Source organism: Streptomyces sp. NPDC092045, assembly GCF_044756005.1.
GTDB lineage: Bacteria > Actinomycetota > Actinomycetes > Streptomycetales > Streptomycetaceae > Streptomyces.
Window position 1 is genome coordinate 700,397 of the sequence record NZ_JBIVSC010000003.1, and the last position, 16,955, is coordinate 717,351.

The 16,955-nt window shown below is 72.1% G+C and carries 15 protein-coding genes; 6 read left to right on the plus strand and 9 right to left on the minus strand.

Translation table 11 applies throughout. From position 1 onward, the window contains the following. Positions 1 to 14: 14 nt before the first annotated feature. The 6 genes from ACIQKA_RS13340 to ACIQKA_RS13365 all read right to left on the minus strand — a co-directional run bounded on the left by ACIQKA_RS13340 (position 15) and on the right by ACIQKA_RS13365 (position 4,186). Positions 15 to 1,421: a nucleobase:cation symporter-2 family protein gene (locus tag ACIQKA_RS13340; RefSeq protein WP_383430462.1), complete on the minus strand. Its 1,407-nt coding sequence runs from the start codon at positions 1,419 to 1,421 to the stop codon at positions 15 to 17. Between the two features lie 74 nt (positions 1,422 to 1,495). Continuing rightward, positions 1,496 to 2,419 carry a factor-independent urate hydroxylase gene (gene pucL, locus ACIQKA_RS13345; RefSeq protein WP_351970389.1) on the minus strand — a complete coding sequence of 308 codons (924 nt, stop codon included), beginning with the start codon at positions 2,417 to 2,419 and terminating at the stop codon, positions 1,496 to 1,498. 5 nt (positions 2,420 to 2,424) lie between these two features. After that, positions 2,425 to 2,829: a hydroxyisourate hydrolase gene (gene uraH / locus ACIQKA_RS13350; RefSeq protein WP_161373932.1), complete on the minus strand. Its 405-nt coding sequence runs from the start codon at positions 2,827 to 2,829 to the stop codon at positions 2,425 to 2,427. Positions 2,830 to 2,880: 51 nt separating this feature from the next. Continuing rightward, positions 2,881 to 3,396, minus strand: coding sequence for a 2-oxo-4-hydroxy-4-carboxy-5-ureidoimidazoline decarboxylase (uraD, locus tag ACIQKA_RS13355; RefSeq protein ID WP_383430460.1), 516 nt, complete (start codon positions 3,394 to 3,396; stop codon positions 2,881 to 2,883). A 155-nt stretch (positions 3,397 to 3,551) separates the two neighbouring features. Then, positions 3,552 to 3,890, minus strand: a complete 339-nt coding sequence (locus tag ACIQKA_RS13360; RefSeq protein WP_383151917.1) for a helix-turn-helix domain-containing protein — start codon at positions 3,888 to 3,890, stop codon at positions 3,552 to 3,554. Positions 3,891 to 3,934: 44 nt separating this feature from the next. After that, complete coding sequence (locus ACIQKA_RS13365; protein ID WP_366374497.1) at positions 3,935 to 4,186, minus strand: hypothetical protein; 252 nt, start codon at positions 4,184 to 4,186, stop codon at positions 3,935 to 3,937. 143 nt (positions 4,187 to 4,329) lie between these two features. On the opposite strand from ACIQKA_RS13365, the gene ACIQKA_RS13370 reads away from it, so the two are divergent. From ACIQKA_RS13370 to ACIQKA_RS13380, 3 genes are all read left to right on the plus strand, one after another. Further along, positions 4,330 to 5,163, plus strand: coding sequence for a TIM barrel protein (locus ACIQKA_RS13370; protein WP_383430457.1), 834 nt, complete (start codon positions 4,330 to 4,332; stop codon positions 5,161 to 5,163). Between the two features lie 53 nt (positions 5,164 to 5,216). Next, positions 5,217 to 6,107 carry a 2-hydroxy-3-oxopropionate reductase gene (locus ACIQKA_RS13375; RefSeq protein WP_402540942.1) on the plus strand — a complete coding sequence of 297 codons (891 nt, stop codon included), beginning with the start codon at positions 5,217 to 5,219 and terminating at the stop codon, positions 6,105 to 6,107. A gap of 191 nt (positions 6,108 to 6,298) precedes the next feature. After that, positions 6,299 to 7,753: a catalase gene (locus tag ACIQKA_RS13380; protein ID WP_383151891.1), complete on the plus strand. Its 1,455-nt coding sequence runs from the start codon at positions 6,299 to 6,301 to the stop codon at positions 7,751 to 7,753. A gap of 906 nt (positions 7,754 to 8,659) precedes the next feature. Here ACIQKA_RS13380 and gcl read toward each other — a convergent pair. Further along, entirely contained in the window at positions 8,660 to 10,447 is a 1,788-nt protein-coding gene (gene gcl / locus ACIQKA_RS13385; RefSeq protein ID WP_383151892.1) for a glyoxylate carboligase, read from the minus strand. A gap of 265 nt (positions 10,448 to 10,712) precedes the next feature. Here gcl and ACIQKA_RS13390 point away from each other — a divergent pair, with 265 nt between their 5' ends. The 3 genes from ACIQKA_RS13390 (at position 10,713) to ACIQKA_RS13400 (ending at position 13,558) form a co-directional block, all read left to right on the plus strand. Beyond that, the gene (locus tag ACIQKA_RS13390) at positions 10,713 to 11,915 is read left to right on the plus strand and encodes a hypothetical protein (protein ID WP_402540943.1); all 1,203 of its coding nucleotides are present in this window, start codon (positions 10,713 to 10,715) and stop codon (positions 11,913 to 11,915) included. A gap of 212 nt (positions 11,916 to 12,127) precedes the next feature. Beyond that, the gene (locus ACIQKA_RS13395) at positions 12,128 to 12,919 is read left to right on the plus strand and encodes a TIGR04222 domain-containing membrane protein (RefSeq protein ID WP_402540945.1); all 792 of its coding nucleotides are present in this window, start codon (positions 12,128 to 12,130) and stop codon (positions 12,917 to 12,919) included. 63 nt (positions 12,920 to 12,982) lie between these two features. Next, positions 12,983 to 13,558: a GNAT family N-acetyltransferase gene (locus ACIQKA_RS13400; RefSeq protein ID WP_391094219.1), complete on the plus strand. Its 576-nt coding sequence runs from the start codon at positions 12,983 to 12,985 to the stop codon at positions 13,556 to 13,558. On the opposite strand, the gene ACIQKA_RS13405 is transcribed toward ACIQKA_RS13400, so the two are convergent. Further along, complete coding sequence (locus ACIQKA_RS13405; protein WP_391094221.1) at positions 13,555 to 15,177, minus strand: AMP-binding protein; 1,623 nt, start codon at positions 15,175 to 15,177, stop codon at positions 13,555 to 13,557. The two genes, ACIQKA_RS13400 and ACIQKA_RS13405, sit on opposite strands and share 4 nt — an antisense overlap. Continuing rightward, positions 15,174 to 16,850 (minus strand): AMP-binding protein, encoded by a 1,677-nt coding sequence (locus ACIQKA_RS13410; protein WP_391094222.1) that lies wholly within the window; start codon positions 16,848 to 16,850, stop codon positions 15,174 to 15,176. The genes ACIQKA_RS13405 and ACIQKA_RS13410 overlap by 4 nt, the downstream gene beginning before the upstream one ends. Positions 16,851 to 16,955 lie beyond the last annotated feature (105 nt).

A 16,955-nucleotide genomic window follows, 5' to 3' on the forward strand; every position in this document is an offset into this window, starting at 1 on the left:
GGCACGGCAGGACCCTAGGAGGATTTGAGTGCCGGGGCCGTCTGACGGCTCCGGGTGCCGAGATGGTGGAAGAACAGGTTGAGCAGGACGGCGGCGAGCGCGCCCGCGCTGATGCCGGAGCCGAGCACGGTCTGCGCCCAGGCCGGGAAGCCCGCGTAGAAGGTGGGGGCGGCGAGCGGGATGATGCCCGCTCCGAGCGCGACGGCCACCAGGATGATGTTGGAGCTGTCGTCGAGTCCGGCTTCCGAGAGGGTGCGGATGCCGCTGACCGCGATCGAGCCGAAGAGGACGATGCCGGCGCCGCCGAGGACGGGCATCGGGACCGTGGAGACGACCGCGCCGAGGACCGGGAAGGCGCCGAGGACCAGCAGGGCGCCGCCGGCGGCGGCGACCACGTACCGGGAGCGGACCCGGGTCAGCGAGACGACGCCGACGTTCTGGGCGAAGGCCGAGGTCGGGAAGCCGCCGAAGACGGGGCCGAGCAGGGTGGCGATGCCGTCGGTGCGCAGGCCGCGGGTGATGGTCCGGCCGTCGGTGCGCCGCTCGCAGATCTCGCCCAGGGCGAGCATGCCGGCGCTGGACTCCGTCATGAGGACCAGCATCACGATGCACAGGGAGAGGATCGCGGCGGGCTGGAACTCGGGGGCGCCGAAGGCGAAGGGCGCGGGCAGGGCGGCGACGGGCGCCTCGCGCAGGGCGCCGAAGTCGGCCATCCCGAAGGGGATCGCGGCGAGGGTGCCGATGAAGAGGCCGAGGAGCAGGGCGATCTGCTTGACGAAGCCCTTGCCGAAGCGCTGGAAGAGCAGGATGACGACGAGGGTGAAGCCGGCGAGGGCCAGGTACTTCATGGCGCCGAAGTCGGCCGCGGTCCGGTCGCCGCCCTGGGCCCAGGCCACGGGCACGGGCATCAGGGTGACCCCGATGAGGGTGATGACGACGCCGGTGACGAGCGGCGGGAAGAAGCGCAGGAGCCGGCCGAAGAAGGGTCCGACGGCGAGGCAGAAGACTCCGGCGACCATCACCGCGCCGTAGATGGCGGGCAGTTGGCGGCCGGGGGCGCTGGTCTCGGCGATGGCGAGCATGGGGGCGATGCCGGCGGAGGAGGCCGCGTTGACGAACGGGAGCCGGTTGCCGGCGAAGCGTCCGGCGCCGAGGGTCTGCAGGACGGTCGCGCAGCCGGCGATCAGCAGGCTGGCCGCGATGAGCCGGGTCATGCCGGCCGCGTCCAGGCCGACGGCCTGGCCGATGATGAGCGGAGGGGTGACGACGCCGGCGTACATGGCGGCGATGTGCTGGAGTGCCGCGGGGACGAGCCGCGAGGCGGGGAGCTTCTCGTCCACCGGGTGGCAGGGGGCCGGGGAGGACGAGGGGGTGGAACACGGGCCTTCGGCGGTTGCCGGCCCCTTTGCAGGCTGTGCCATGGGAAGGTTCCCTCCGGTCTGGTGCGGCCCCCGCCCGACTGCGGGCGGGCGGGGGCCGGTCACTCAGATGCCGCTTAGAGGTTGGTCATGTCGACCGGGATCTGCGCCGTGGCTCCGTCACGCAGGACGGTGGCCTCGATGAGGCCGTACATGCGGTCGGCGGCGTAGTAGACCTCGTTGTCGTTCTTCAGGCCGAAGGGCTCGAGGTCGACCAGGAAGTGGTGCTTGTTCGGGAGCGAGAAGCGGACCTCGTCGATCTCCGAGCGGTGGTTGATGATCCGGGTGGCCATCTGGTAGAGCGTCTGCTGGAGGGAGTACGAGTACGTCTCCGCGAAGGCCTCCAGCATGTGCTTCTTCGTCTGCTCGTAGGACCGTTCCCAGTTGGGCATGCGCTGGTCGTCGTCGGTCCAGTTGAAGCGCCACCGGCCGGAGACCTGGGTGGCCAGGATGCGGTCGTACGCCTCCTGGAGCGTCGTGTACTGGTCCTTGATGTAGCCCCAGAACTCCGAGTTGGTGGAGTTCATGACGACGAGGTCCTTCAGGCCGGAGATGACCTCCCACTTCTCGCCGTCGTAGGTGATCTGGGTGACGCGGGTCTCCTGGCCCTTGCGGGCGAAGGAGTGGTTGACCTCGTCGGAGCCGATGAACTTGGAGTTGGCGTCGGAGGAGGCGATGCGCTCCCAGCTGTACTCCTCGATCCGGATCCGGGCGCGCTCGATCGGCTCCTGGCTCGTCACGAAGTGACGGGCGAGGTGGATGCCGAACTGCTCGGCGGACTCGATGCCGTACTCCTTGGCGAACGCGAAGACGGTGTTCTTCGTCGTGTCGGTGGGGAGGCAGTGGGCGTTGGAGCCGGTGAGGTGGACGTCGCTGAGGTCGCCGGAGAGGGCGACGGAGACGTTGAGGTCCTTGATGTGGTGGGTGGCGCCGTCCCGCGTGATCTTGACTACGCGGTTCTCTGCTTTGCCGTACTGGTTCTGGCCGAGAATCGTGGGCATGTCTGCTAGCTCCCTCGGTATACGGAGTAGCCGAACGGGTTGAGCAGCAGCGGTACGTGGTAGTGCTCGCCCGGGGTGACGGCGAACGTGATCGCCACCTCCGGGAAGAACGCACCGCTGTCCCTTACGCGGGGGGCGTCCTGCTGCGCCTCGGCTTGCTTCTTCGCACTGTGCTGGGTCGAGAAGTACGCCTCGGTCTCGAAGTCGAGGCGTACGTGGGTGGTTCCCTCCGGCAGGGCCGGCAGGTCCTTGCAGCGCCCGTCCGCGTCGGTGGCGGAGCCGCCGAGCGCGGTCCACTCCGCGTCGGAGCCGGCGCGGGCCGCGAGCGCGATGGCGACGCCCCCGGCGGGGCGGCCGATGCTGGTGTCCAGGATGTGTGTGGACACCGAGGCCGTGGTGTCGGTGCTCATGTGCGGAGCTCTCTTCTCTCTCACGAGTCCTCTGCGGGACCCGCGGGCCCGTTACGGGGCCTGCGGGCCCTCCGCGAGGCGGGTCAGCCGGATGCGGTTGATCTTGCCCAGTTCGGCGCGGACGATCTCGCGCTCCGCCTCGGGCGAGTTGGCGATCCGTTCGCGGACCGCGTCGCGCATCTGTTCGCCGCTCTTGCCGGTGGCGCAGATGAGGAAGACATGTCCGAACCTGTCCTGGTAGGCCAGGTTGAGTTCGAGCATCTCGGCCTTGAGCTCCTCGGAGGCGCCGGCCATCCCGCTCTGCTCGCGGGAGGAGGTCGGGTCCCCGGCCTTCGGACGACCGATCGGCGGGTGCCCGGCCATCGCCTCGGCCAGGTCCTCGGCGGTCAGCTCGGCCATGGCGGCGTCACTGGCGAGGAAGAGGGCTTCGGCGGTGGCGTACGGGCGCCGGGCGAGGATCTTGCTCCCCCACGCCGAGCTGGAGCACACCTCGTGGAGCGCGGCGAGGGCCTCGCTGTCCGCCGAGGTGTTGAACCGGGCCAGGCCCGGTGTCGTACCTGAAGTCACGGGAAGCCTCCGTGGCTGTTTTTCGCTGTGCGTCGGACGGGCTGCGGATAGCTAACGCCCTCCACAACACAACGTCAACACTTTGTTGAAAAGTCGGTGACACAAAAGCCGTCGTCCCGACATGCGGACGACGGCTTGTGGACACACGTGATCAACTAGTCGGCCTTGACGGCCTTTTCCCTGTTCAGGGCGGTCTCGCGGTTCAGGTAGTTGTACACGGTGAAGCGGCTGACGCCGAGCGCGCCCGCCACCGTCTCCACCCCGTGGCGCACGGAGAAGGCCCCGCGCGCCTCCAGGAGCCGGACGATCTCCTGCTTGGACTTGCGGTCGAGCTCCGCGAGCGGCGTCCCGTGCCGCCGTTCGAGGGCGGCCAGGATGTGGTCCAGGGACTCCGAGAGCTGCGGGAGGCGCACGGCGAGCACGTCCTCCCCCTCCCAGGACAGGACGACGTCGTCGGGCTCGGCCAGCTCGGGGTCCAGCAGCTCGGCGCCCATGGCGTCGACCAGGGGCTTCACCGCGGCGATCAAGGGGTGTTCGTTCACTTCCCGTCCTCCCCGATCACGTTGACCTGGAGCGAGACGCGCGTGGCGCCGGCCGCGAGCGACTCGCGGAGCAGCGCGTCGACGGCGGTGAGGACCGCGTCGGCGCCGCCCTCCGCCGTGTTGCCGAAGGGGCCGACGTCGACCGCGTCCAGGTCGGCCGACTGGATGACCTCACGGGCCACGACCGCGTGCGCCGGCGCCTCGTCGAGGTCGAACGGCTCGGTCGTGAACTCCACTCTCAAACGCACCATGGCCCCAAGTTACGGCCCTTCCCCCGGCCCGCGGGAGCCCCGGACCTGCGGGGACCTCTTGACAAGCGCGGCGACCTGCTTGCAACATTCCGTCAGACAGAAACTTACTTCCGCTATACGGAAGGAGCGCCTAGCCCCTCATGGGATACACCGATCAGCGCTTCGATGTGAACCTGTCGATCCTCTTCACGGAACTCCCGCTCCTGGAGCGCCCCGCGGCCGCCGCCGCGGCGGGCTTCACCGCGGTCGAGCTGTGGTGGCCCTGGATCGACACCGCCACCCCCGAGCAGAGCGAGCTCGACGCCCTCAAGAAGGCCCTCGAGGACGCTGGCACCCAGCTGGTGGGACTGAACTTCTACGCCGGACAGCTCCCCGGCCCGGACCGCGGGGCCCTCTCCGTGCCCGGCGAGGAGTCGGACCGCTTCCGCGCCAACATCGACGTGGCCGCCGGCTTCGCCGCCTCGGTCGGCTGCAAGGCGCTCAACGCGCTGTACGGCAACCGCGTCGAGGGCGTGGACCCGCAGATCCAGGACGCCCTCGCCCTGGAGAACCTGGTCCTGGCCGCCCGGGCCGCCGACCGCGTCGGCGCGATCCTCCTGGTCGAGACCCTCAACGAGCCGGAGTCGCCGCTCTACCCGCTGGTGAGCGCGCCCGCCGCGATCGAGGTCGTCGACAAGGTCAACGCGGCCACCGGACTCGGCAACGCCAAGTTCCTGCTCGACGTCTACCACCTGTCGATGAACGGCGAGGACGTGAGCGCGGTCATCGCGCGGTACGCGGACAAGACCGGCCACGTGCAGATCGCGGACAACCCGGGCCGCGGCGCGCCGGGCACCGGCGACCTGCCCCTGGAGCAGCTCCTCGACGAGCTGAGGAAGGCCGGTTACGACGGCTGGGTCGGCCTGGAGTACAAGGCCGCCGACGCCGCCGCGTCCTTCGCGTGGCTCCCGGCCGAGGCCCGCGCGGCCCGCTGACCGGCCGACCCGCGCCCCCTCCCCCGTACCACCAGTTTTCGAGAGGCACCCTCATGAGCAACCTTCCCAAGATCGCCTGGATCGGCCTCGGCATCATGGGCTCCCCCATGTCCGAGAACCTCCTCAAGGCCGGCTACCCGGTCACCGGCTTCACCCTGGAGCAGGACAAGCTGGACCGCCTGGCCCGGGCCGGCGGCACCGCCGCGGGCTCGATCGCCGAGGCCGTCAAGGACGCCGACGTGATCATCACGATGGTGCCCGCCTCCCCGCAGGTCGAGGCGATCTCCTACGGCCCCGAGGGCATCCTGGAGAACGCGAAGCAGGGCGCGCTGATCGTCGACATGTCGTCGATCACCCCGCAGACCTCGGTCGACCTCGCGAAGAACGCCGCCGAGAAGGGGATACGCGTCATCGACGCCCCGGTCTCCGGCGGCGAGGCCGGCGCCGTCGAGGCCGTGCTCTCGATCATGGTCGGCGGCGAGCGGGCCGACTTCGACGAGGCCCTGCCGATCCTGGAGGCCCTCGGCAAGACGATCGTGCTGTGCGGTCCGCACGGTTCCGGCCAGACGGTGAAGGCCGCCAACCAGCTCATCGTGGCGGTCAACATCCAGGCCTGCGCCGAGGCCGTGGTCTTCCTGGAGAAGTCCGGCGTGGACCTCACCGCGGCCCTCGACGTCCTCAACGGCGGTCTGGCCGGTTCGACCGTGCTGACCCGCAAGAAGGACAACTTCCTGAACCGGGACTTCAAGCCGGGCTTCCGGATCGACCTGCACCACAAGGACATGGGCATCGTCACCGACGCCGCCCGCACCGTGGGCGCCGCCCTCCCGGTCGGCGCGGTCGTCGCCCAGCTCGTCGCCTCGCTGCGCGCCCAGGGCGACGGCGGCCTGGACCACTCGGCCCTGCTGCGCGCCGTCGAGCGCCTCTCCGGCCAGCAGGTCTGACCCCGTCCCCGCTTCCCCGGGGCCCCCGATTTCCGGTCGGCGGCGGCGCTGACAACTGTCCTGTCGCGCCCAGGCGCCGCCGCCGACCGGAACACCACACTTCATTTTCAACAAACTGTTGACGTTTTTCGGAGGGCGTACCTACGCTCCTGGCACCGTCACACAGTGCAGCTCCCGTACGGAAGGTCACGATGTCGCAGCGCGTGCTTACGACCGAGTCCGGCGCCCCCGTCGCCGACAACCAGAACTCCGCCACCGCCGGCGTCGGTGGCCCCCTCCTCCTCCAGGACCAGCACCTGCTGGAGAAGCTCGCGCGCTTCAACCGTGAGCGGATCCCGGAGCGCGTGGTGCACGCCCGCGGTTCCGGCGCGTACGGGTACTTCGAGGTCACCGACGACGTCACCGGCTTCACGAAGGCCGCGTTCCTCTCCGAGGTCGGCAAGCGGACCGAGACCTTCATCCGCTTCTCCACCGTGGCCGACTCGCTCGGCGGCGCCGACGCGGTGCGCGACCCCCGGGGCTTCGCGCTGAAGTTCTACACCGAGGAGGGCAACTACGACCTCGTCGGCAACAACACCCCGGTGTTCTTCATCAAGGACCCGATCAAGTTCCCCGACTTCATCCACTCGCAGAAGCGCGACCCGTTCACGGGCCGTCAGGAGCCGGACAACGTCTGGGACTTCTGGGCGCACTCCCCCGAGTCCACCCACCAGATCACCTGGCTCTTCGGCGACCGCGGCATCCCGGCCTCGTACCGGCACATGCACGGCTTCGGTTCGCACACCTACCAGTGGACCAACGAGGCGGGCGAGGCCTTCTTCGTCAAGTACCACTTCAAGACGAACCAGGGCGTCCGCAGCCTCTCCGCCGAGCAGGCCGCCGAGCTGGTCGGCAAGGACGCCAACTCGCACCAGACCGACCTGCTCCAGGCGATCGAGCGGGGCGTCAACCCCTCCTGGACCCTCTACGTCCAGGTCATGCCGGCGGCCGAGGCCGCGGACTACCGCTTCAACCCGTTCGACCTCACCAAGGTGTGGCCGCACGCCGACTACCCGCTCCAGCGGGTGGGCCGCCTGGTCCTCGACCGCAACCCGGACAACGTCTTCGCCGAGGTCGAGCAGGCCGCGTTCTCCCCGAACAACTTCGTGCCGGGCATCGGTCCCTCGCCGGACAAGATGCTCCAGGGCCGCCTCTTCGCCTACGCGGACGCCCACCGCTACCGCCTCGGCGTGAACCACACCCTGCTGCCGGTGAACGCCCCCCGGGCGACCACGGCGCAGAACTACGGCCGGGACGGCCTCATGGCCACCCGCAACGGCTCGCGCCACGACAAGAACTACGAGCCCAACTCGTACCGGGGCCCGGCCCAGACCGACGCCGCGCTCTCCGCGCCGCTCGCGGTCCACGGCTGGACCGGCACCCACGAGGCGCCCGCGCACGTCAAGGACGACGACTTCTTCCAGGCCGGCGAGCTCTACCGCCTGATGTCCGAGGACGAGAAGGGCCGCCTGGTCGCCAACATCGCCGGCAGCCTGTCCCAGGTGTCCCGCGAGGACGTCGTCGAGAAGAACGTCGCGCACTTCGCCGCCGCCGACCCGGAGTACGGCCGGCGCGTGGCCGAGGCGGTCGCCGCCCTGCGCGACTGATCCACGGCGCACCCCAGACTGCGTACGGCACTTGACGGGAGGTCAGCGCCGTACGCGGTCCGGATCACCGGCCCGAATGAGGGGTGGCCGGTGGACCGGACAGCGTGAGGACCGCGGCGGCTCCGAGCCAGTGCGGTGGTAAGGGCGAGGACCCCCCTTCCTGACCTGAAGGAAGGGACGGCCGCTCGACCCGTCGGCACCGCCGCGGTCCCAACGCCTCCCCTTACAGAGGGGAATCCCGCATAGAGGGGAATCCCCTCCACGGGTGGATCCCGATCACAGGGGAGTCCCACGACTCCGCCCGGCGGCGCGAACGTCCTGTCGCGCCAGCCTCGCACCGTCGGGCGGTCATCAGACGGAAGAGCGCGGAACCAGGTTTACGGTCCCTGGTTCCGCGCTCTTCTTCTGTTTCCCGCGCCCCCGCGCCGCGCGCCCCGGCCGGTCCGCTGCTCGGGCGGCCCGCGACGGGAGGAGGCCCCGGGGCGGGAGGAGGCCCCGGGGCGCACGGGGCGAGGGCGCCGGCGAGGGGCCGGACTTACCGGGAGGGCGCGAAGCGGGGTTCCGCGGCGCGCACAGCCCGTACTGCCCCCGGCCCCGCCCCCCTGCCGCACGGCCCTGCGAGGCCTGCGCAAGGCCCCGCAGGCGAGGCCTGTGCAAGGCTCCCGCATCCGCACGGCCCGCCCACCCCCTCGTGGCCGCCCCGCAAGGCCGGTGCGGGATCGGCACGGGGAGGGCGATCGCGTCCACCCCACAGGACCGGCGCGGGACCGGTGCGGGACGGACGGCGCACAGGGCCGGTGCGGGATCGGCGCGGGACGGACGGCGCAGGGCCGGCGCGGGGCGGGCACACGAGAAGGCCCCCGTCCCGGTGCTCCGCGGGACGGGGGCCTTTCGGCAGGGGCCGGATCAGACCTGGAGGGCCTTGATCGCGGTCGGTGCGTGGCCGGGCTCGGTGGCCAGGTCCTCGAACTCGGTGACGTCGCTCATGTCGACCGTCTTGCTCATCGCGATGTTGGTGATGCGCTCCAGGATCGCCTCGACGACGACCGGGACCCGGTGCTCGACGGCCAGCTTCTTGGCCTGCTCCAGGGCCTCGCCCAGCCGGTCCGGGTCGGTGACGCGGATGGCCTTGACGCCCAGGCCCTCGGCGACCTTGACGTGGTCGACGCCGTAGACGCCGATCTCCGGGGTGTTGATGTTCTCGAACTCCAGGTTGACCTCGAAGTTGATGCCGAGGCCGCCCTGCGCCTGCCGGATGAGGCCCAGGTAGGCGTTGTTCACCAGGACGTGGACGTAGGGGACCTTGTGCTGGGCGGCGACCGCCAGCTCCTCGATCATGAACTGGAAGTCGTAGTCGCCGGAGAGCGCGACGACCGGGGTCTCCGGGTCGGCGGTGGCGGCGCCGATGGCGGCCGGGATGGTCCAGCCGAGCGGGCCGGCCTGGCCGCAGTTGATCCAGTGGCGCGGCCTGTAGACGTGCAGGAACTGCGCGGCGGCGATCTGGGAGAGGCCGATGGTGGTGACGTACCGGGTCTCCGGGCCGAAGGCCTTGTTCATCTCCTCGTAGACGCGCTGCGGCTTCATCGGGATGTCGTCGAAGTGCGTGCGGCGCTGGAGGGTGGCCTTGCGCTCCTGCGCGGAGGCGGCCCAGGCGGTGAAGTCGGGGAGCCGGCCGGCGGCCTTCCACTCCTTCGCGATCTCCACGAAGAGCTCCAGGGCGGCCTTCGCGTCGGAGGCGACGCCGTAGTCCGGGGCGAAGATCTTGCCGAGCTGGGTGGGCTCGATGTCGACGTGGACGAACTTCCGGCCCTTGGTGTACGCGTCCAGGTTGTAGCCCGTGTGGCGGTTGGCCCAGCGGTTGCCGATGCCCAGGACGACGTCGGACTCCAGGAAGGTCGCGTTGCCGTAGCGGTGTGCGGTCTGGACGCCGACCATGCCGGCGGCCAGCCCGTGGTCGTCCGGGATGGTGCCCCAGCCCATGAGGGTGGAGATGACCGGGACGCCGGTCAGCTCGGCGAACTCGACGAGCAGGTCGGAGGCGTCGGCGTTGATGATGCCGCCGCCGGCGACGATCAGCGGGCGCTCGGACTCCAGGAGGAAGGACAGCGCCTTCTCGGCCTGGGCGCGGGTGGCGCGCGGCTTGTAGACCGGCAGCGGCTCGTACGTCTCCGGGTCGAACTCGATCTCGGTGAGCTGGACGTCGATCGGCAGGTCGATGAGGACCGGGCCGGGACGCCCCGAGCGCATGAGGTGGAAGGCCTGCTGGAAGACGCCGGGGACCTGCGCGGCCTCCAGGACGGTGGTGGCGGCCTTGGTGACCGGCTTGGCGATGGTGGCGATGTCGACGGCCTGGAAGTCCTCCTTGTGGAGCTTCGAGACCGGGGCCTGGCCGGTGATGCAGAGGATCGGGATCGAGTCGGCGATCGCCGAGTACAGGCCGGTGATCATGTCGGTGCCGGCCGGGCCCGAGGTGCCGATGCAGACACCGATGTTGCCGGCCTTGGCGCGGGTGTAGCCCTCCGCCATGTGCGACGCGCCCTCGACGTGGCGGGCCAGCGTGTGGCCGACGCCGCCCACGTTCTTGAGCTCGCGGTAGAAGGGGTTGATCGCCGCGCCGGGGACGCCGAACGCCTGGGTGACGCCTTCGCGCTTGAGGATCTCAACGGCCGCTGCGGCGGCGGTCATACGAGGCATGGGAGTGCTCCTGCTTCGGCCGGGCGGATCCAGGCGGGCTCCCCTCGACTCGGAGGACTCGCCGCCTGTTTCCGTAATACGGAAAAGCTGTTCTGCTATGTGGAAGCAATGTAGGTGGGGTGGCGAAGAACCGTCAAGGGAGGTCCGCGTGCCGGGACGGTTCGGACGGCCCCGGGCCGGTTCCGGGAGGTCCGAAGTGGCCGAACACCCTCCCTGCCGGCGGCCGATGGGTGGACGATGGGAGCGAACGACAGGGGGTTGGACCGTGGGCGATTCGGTACCGGTGCGCTGCCCGGAATGCCTGAGCACACAGGCGTACGCGGCACCCGTCTTCCCCTGCGCCTGCGGGAGCCCCGTGGCGGCGCCGGTGGCGGCGGGCGCGGTGGCGGAACCGATCACGCACCGGAACTGGACGGACGAATGGGTCACCGTCCGCTGCGGCGCCTGCGGGCGCGAGGGCGACTGGCCCCACCCGGAGCTCGGCTGCCAGTGCGGCGCGGTCCTGCGGGTACCGGTCCGGACGGCGGACGCGCTGCGGTCGGCGGAGGGACCGGGCGGGCCCGGGGACCCGGGCGGTACGGGTGACCCGGGCGGCCGTCCCCTCGGCGGTACGGGCGACCCGGGCGGCCGCCCTCCTGGCGGTACGGGTGCCCCTGGTGGCCGTCCCGGTCTCGTCCCGCCGCAGGCCGTGGGCCCGGCTCCGACCCCTTCCGGCCCGGACCGGCCCGCCGCCGGCCGTTCCGGCGGAGGCACGGCCGGTGCCACCGGGACCGCCGGTGCCACCGGGACCGCCCCCGGCGGTACGGGACCCGGCGGTACGGGAGCCGGCGGTACGGGAGCCGGTGACACGGGTTCCGGCCATACGCTCCCCGGCGGCCCGACCGGCGCCGACCGCCCCGGTACCGGCGTTCCCGGCCGCACCGGCCACGACGCCCCTGCCGGCCCCGCCGATCACATCGGCCCCGTCGATCACACCGGCCCGCGCGAGCCCGGCGCCCCGCCGCGCCGGAGGCCGCACCGCACGTTCGCCGAGCGCTACCCCGCGCACGTCCCACTGCCGCCCACCGCCCCGCACCCGGCCCCGGCACGGGGCGCCTTCCGGCCCGTGACGATCCGGACCGGGCGGGACGCGGTGGCCGCCGCGGCCGCGTACCTGCGCTGGCTCGGCTTCCGGGAGGTCGTCCAGCCCGAGGAACGGCCCGCGTCCGGGGTGGACCTGCGGGCGCCGGGGCTCGTCGCCCAGGTGGACCCGAGCACCCGCCCCACCGGGCTGCGGGTGGTCGAGTGCCTCTGGCTCAACGGACTGAGCACGTCGGCGGTGAGCGCGTTCTTCTCGCTCGCCGGCTACACCCCGGAAGCCCGTTCGCGCGCCGCCGAGATCGGCCTCCCGCTCTTCGTCCTCGACCTGACCGGCACCCCGCAGCCGGTCAACCGCGCCGCCGACGACCTGGCCGCGAACGGCGCCTGACCCCGCGCCCGGGCCCTCGCGCACGCCCCGCGCCCACGTCCCGCGTCCGACCCCGCGCCCGGGCCCTCGCGCACGTCCGCGCCCGCGCCCGGCGCTCGGTCCCGGTGAAGCGCGCCCCCGCCCTCCCCCACAACACCTCGGCATCCGAAATCGGCCATTCACGCGTGAGGAACACGCTCCGCCGGGCACAACTCCCTTGGGGGGTGGGCGTCATGCCGACGGGGATGTGGTGGTTCATCGGAGCGGCCTGGGCCGAACTGCTGCTCGCCGCGGCGCTGCTGCGAACGTGCAGCCGGGAGAGCGGAGCGCCGGACGCGAACGCCGTGCCGACGCCGCAGGCGCTCGCGCTGCTGCGCGGCGGGCGGCGGGCCGTCGTCACCGTGGCGCTCGTGGCGCTGCACCAGCGCGGGGCCGTCGCGGCGGGCCGTAAACATACGATTCGGGCCAACGGCGGGCCGGGCCGGACCCGCGACCCGGTCCAGCTCGGGGTGCACGGGGCGCTCCGCCGCGCCCTCGCCCTGGGCGACCTCACACAGCGCCCCGAAACGCGGCGGGCCGTGGACGCGCTGAGCGGCGAGCTGCGCGGGGCCGGACTGCTGCGGCCGGTCGCACAGCTGTGGGTCGTGCGGGCGCTGCTCGGCTGCGTGCCGCTGACCGTCCTCGTCGGGCCGCTCGCGACCGGGGCGACCCGCGCGGGCCTCCCGGAGGTGCTCGCCGTCGGCCTGCCGCCGGTCCTCGGGGCGGTGGCGGTGCTGCTGCGGCTGCCGGTCACGACCGGCGCGGCGCGGCGGCTGCTCACCGGGCTGCGGGAGCGGTACCCGCTGCCGGTCCACCGGCGGGAGGTGACGGACGGGCGCCTCGTCCAGCTGTACGTGGCGCTGTACGGCGATCCGGCGCTCGCCCTCTTCCTGCCCCGCTTCTCGCGGGACGGCGGGCTGCTCGACCGGCCCGGGGACGCGGACCGGCACCGGCCGCCGCCGGGCGGCACCCCCACCCGGCCCTGAGGTCCCACGGCGCCCGCCCCGACGCCGAGGGCGCCCCGCACCCGGCCCGCGCCATACTGTCGTATGCGCATCAGAGCGGCCGTCGCCGCCGAACTCCCGCTGCTCCAGGACATCGAACGGGCGGCGGGCGAACCGTTCCGCGCCCTGGGCATGGCGGCGATCGCCGACGACGACCCGCCGCCCCTGGAGACCCTGGAGGCGTACCGCCGGGCGGGCCGGGCCCGGGTGGCGGTGGACGCCGCCGACCGGCCGGTGGCGTACCTGCTCACCGATCCGGTCGACGGCGCCGCCCACGTCGAGCAGGTGTCGGTGCACCCGGACGCCGCCCGCCGGGGCGTCGGCCGGGCCCTGATCGAGCACCTGGCGGAGACCGCGGGGCGGGAGGGCCTGACGGCCCTGACCCTGACGACCTTCGCCGAGGTGCCCTGGAACGCCCCGTACTACGCCCGGCTCGGCTTCCGCCCGCTCGCGGACGCCGACCCGGCCCTCACGGACGGACTGCGCGCGATACGCCGCGCGGAGGCGGCCCACGGCCTGGCGGCCTGGCCCCGCGTCTGCATGCGCCGGGACCTCGCCGACGCCCGCTGGGGCGCGTGTCGAAAGTCCCGCCTGCCCGGCGGCGCCCGGCACACGCCCTAGGGAGTGCCTGACACCCCCTGGTTCCCGGCGTACCGCTCCCGCAGCTCCACCTTCCGCACCTTCCCGCTCACCGTCATGGGGAACTCGGCGAGGATCTCCACCCGGCGCGGGATCTTGTAGTGGGCGAGGCGGTCGCGGCAGAAGGCGGTGATCTCCTCCGGGGTGGGCGGGTCGGCCGGGTCGCGGGGGATCACGCAGGCGAGGATCTCCTCGCCGTACCGCTCGTCGGGGACGCCGACCACCTGGACGTCCGCGATCTTGGCGTGCCCGTGGAGGAACTCCTCGATCTCGCGCGGATAGACGTTCTCCCCGCCCCTGATGATCATGTCCTTGATGCGGCCGACGATCTGCACATAGCCGTCCTCGCGCATCACCGCCAGGTCGCCGGTGTGCATCCAGCGGCCCGGGTCGATCGCCTCGGCGGTCTTCTCCGGCTCGTCCCAGTAGCCGAGCATCACGCCGTAGCCGCGGGTGCACAGCTCCCCCGCCGCGCCGCGCTCCACGGTCAGCCCGCTCGACGGGTCGACGACCTTCACCTCGACGTGCGGCATGACCCGGCCGACCGTGCCGGTGCGCCGCTCCAGGTCGTCGTCGCGGCGGGTCTGGGTGGAGACGGGCGAGGTCTCGGTCATGCCGTAGCAGATCGACACCTCCGCCATGTTCATCTCGGCGACCACCCGCTTCATCACCTCCACCGGGCACGGCGAGCCCGCCATGATGCCGGTGCGGAGGGTGGACAGGTCGTACGTCGCGAAGTCGGGGAGGTTCAGCTCCGCGATGAACATCGTCGGCACCCCGTACAGCGAGGTGCAGCGCTCCTCCTGGACCGCCCGGAGGGTGGCGGCGGGGTCGAAGGAGGGGGCGGGGATCACCATGCAGGCGCCGTGCGAGGTGGCCGCGAGGTTGCCCATGACCATGCCGAAGCAGTGGTAGAAGGGGACGGGGATGCAGACCCTGTCCTGCTCGTCGTAGGCGATCATCTCCCCGACGAAGTAACCGTTGTTGAGGATGTTGTGGTGGGAGAGCGTGGCCCCCTTGGGGAAGCCCGTGGTTCCCGAGGTGTACTGGATGTTGACGGGCTCGTCGCAGGAGAGCGGCTCCGGGCGCAGCTCCCCGGCGGTACGGGTGAGGAACGCGTCCCAGCTCGCGTCCCCGAAGTACACGGCCTCCCGCAGCCCCGGGCACTCCTCCCGCGCCCGCTCGGCCATCGCCCGGTAGTCGCTCGCCTTGTGGGCGAGGGACGCGAAGAGCAGGGAGACGCCCGACTGGTTCAGCACGTACGCCAGCTCGTGGGCGCGGTAGGCCGGGTTGACGGTGACCATGACGGCGCCGATGCGGGCGGTGGCGTACTGGACGAGGACCCACTCCGGGCAGTTCACGGCCCAGACGCCGACCCGGTCGCCCTTGCGGACGCCGCTGCCGAGGAGGGAGCCGGCCAGCCGGTCCACGTCCGCGCCGAACTCCGCGTACGTCCAGCGGCGTCCGGTGGAGACGTCGACGAGCGCCTCGCGGTCGGGCCAGGCGGTGACGACCCGGTCCAGATTGGCGCCGATGGTGTCGCCGAGGAGCGGGGTGGTGGAGGTGCCGTGCGCGTACGAGAGTTCCTTCGGCGTGCTCACGAGGGGTCCCCTTCCGTGTACTCGGTGCCGCCGCCCTCGGCGGTGAGGCGGCGCAGCTCTACGCGCCGGATCTTGCCGGAGACGGTCTTGGGCAGGTCGGCGAACTCGATCCGCCGGACGCGCTTGTACGGGGCGAGGACCGCGCGCGAGTGCGCGAAGAGGACCTTCGCGGTCTCCGGGCCCGGCTCCCAGCCCGCCGCGAGGACCACGTACGCCTTGGGGACGGCGAGCCGCAGCGGGTCGGGGGCGGGGACGACGGCGGCCTCGGCGACGGCCTCGTGCTCCAGGAGCGCGCTCTCCAGCTCGAAGGGGCTGATCTTGTAGTCGGAGGCCTTGAAGACGTCGTCGGAGCGCCCGATGTAGGTGATGTACCCGTCCGCGTCCCGCGCGCCGATGTCGCCGGTGCGGTAGTGGCCGCCGGCCATCGCCTCCGCCGTGCGCTCCGGGTCGCCGTGGTAGCCGGTCATCAGGCCCACCGGGCGGGCGGACAGGTCGAGGCAGATCTCGCCCTCGTCGACGTCCGGGCGGCCGCTGACCGGGTCGACCAGGGTGACCCGGTAGCCGGGGCTCGGACGGCCCATGGAGCCCTCCTTGAGCCGCTGACCGGGGCTGTTGGAGACCTGGACGGCGGTCTCGGTCTGGCCGAAGCCGTCCCGGACGGTGGTGCCCCAGGCGCGCCGGACGGCCTCGATGACCTCGGGGTTGAGCGGTTCGCCGGCGGCGACGACCTCGCGCGGCGGGGTCTTGAGCTGCCCCAGGTCGGCCTGGATCAGCATCCGCCAGACGGTCGGCGGGGCGCAGAAGCTGGTGATCCCGTGCCGCTCCATCTCCTCCATGAGGCGGGCCGGGTCGAAGCGGGTGTAGTTGTGGATGAAGACGGTCGCCTCGGCGTTCCACGGGGCGAAGAGGTTGGACCAGGCGTGCTTGGCCCAGCCGGGCGAGGAGATGTTGAGGTGCGTGTCGCCGGGCCTGAGCCCGATCCAGTACATGGTGGCGAGGTGCCCGACCGGGTACGAGGTGTGGGTGTGCTCGACCAGTTTGGGGCGGGCGGTCGTGCCGGAGGTGAAGTACAGCATCAGGGTGTCGTCGGCGAGCGTGTCGCCGTCCGGCTCGAAGTCGGCGGACTCGCGGTCGGCGAGCCCGTACTCCAGCCAGCCCGCCCCGCCGTCGCCGACCGCGATCCGGGTGTAGTCGCCGGGGACGTCGTCGAACTTGGCGGTGTCCTCGGCGCGGACCAGGACGTGGCGGGCGCGACCGCGGTCGACGCGGTCGCGCAGGTCGGCGGGGCCGAGCAGCGGGGTGGCGGGGATGACGACGGCCCGCAGCTTCATCGCGGCGAGGACGGTCTCCCACAGCTCGACCTGGTTGCCCAGCATGACGACGATCCGGTCGCCGGCGCGCACGCCCAGGGAGCGCAGCCGGTTGGCGACCCGGTTCGAGCGGGCGGACATCTCCGCGAAGGACACCTTCGTCGCGGAGCCGTCCTCCTCGACGATGTGCAGGGCGGTGCGGTCGTTGCCCTCCGCGACGACGTCGAACCATTCGAGCGCCCAGTTGAACCGCTCGGGCCGGGGCCACGCGAAGCCCTCGTAGGCCGCCGCGTAGTCCTCCCGGTGCTCCAGGAGGAAGTCCCGGGCGGCCCGGAACTCCTCGGTCGCGCTGGTTGCCGTCATGTGTCCTCCTCGTTGCGGGACCGGTCCCGGACATCGTGTAATCAGTGACCCGGGTCTCACCACCCCCGTTCGGGGGTGAACCGGCGGACGTCAAGGGCTGACGGG

Bases quoted from the DNA above. Each gene is read 5' to 3' on its own strand.
- ACIQKA_RS13395 (WP_402540945.1), top strand. From the start codon at position 12,128: ATGCCGACGGGGATGTGGTGGTTCATCGGAGCGGCCTGGGCCGAACTG.
- uraH (WP_161373932.1), bottom strand. From the start codon at position 2,829: ATGAGCACCGACACCACGGCCTCGGTGTCCACACACATCCTGGACACC.
- ACIQKA_RS13410 (WP_391094222.1), bottom strand. From the start codon at position 16,850: ATGACGGCAACCAGCGCGACCGAGGAGTTCCGGGCCGCCCGGGACTTC.
- ACIQKA_RS13340 (WP_383430462.1), bottom strand. From the start codon at position 1,421: ATGGCACAGCCTGCAAAGGGGCCGGCAACCGCCGAAGGCCCGTGTTCC.
- ACIQKA_RS13370 (WP_383430457.1), top strand. From the start codon at position 4,330: ATGGGATACACCGATCAGCGCTTCGATGTGAACCTGTCGATCCTCTTC.
- ACIQKA_RS13400 (WP_391094219.1), top strand. From the start codon at position 12,983: ATGCGCATCAGAGCGGCCGTCGCCGCCGAACTCCCGCTGCTCCAGGAC.
- ACIQKA_RS13360 (WP_383151917.1), bottom strand. From the start codon at position 3,890: ATGGGCGCCGAGCTGCTGGACCCCGAGCTGGCCGAGCCCGACGACGTC.
- pucL (WP_351970389.1), bottom strand. From the start codon at position 2,419: ATGCCCACGATTCTCGGCCAGAACCAGTACGGCAAAGCAGAGAACCGC.
- gcl (WP_383151892.1), bottom strand. From the start codon at position 10,447: ATGCCTCGTATGACCGCCGCCGCAGCGGCCGTTGAGATCCTCAAGCGC.
- ACIQKA_RS13380 (WP_383151891.1), top strand. From the start codon at position 6,299: ATGTCGCAGCGCGTGCTTACGACCGAGTCCGGCGCCCCCGTCGCCGAC.
- ACIQKA_RS13375 (WP_402540942.1), top strand. From the start codon at position 5,217: ATGAGCAACCTTCCCAAGATCGCCTGGATCGGCCTCGGCATCATGGGC.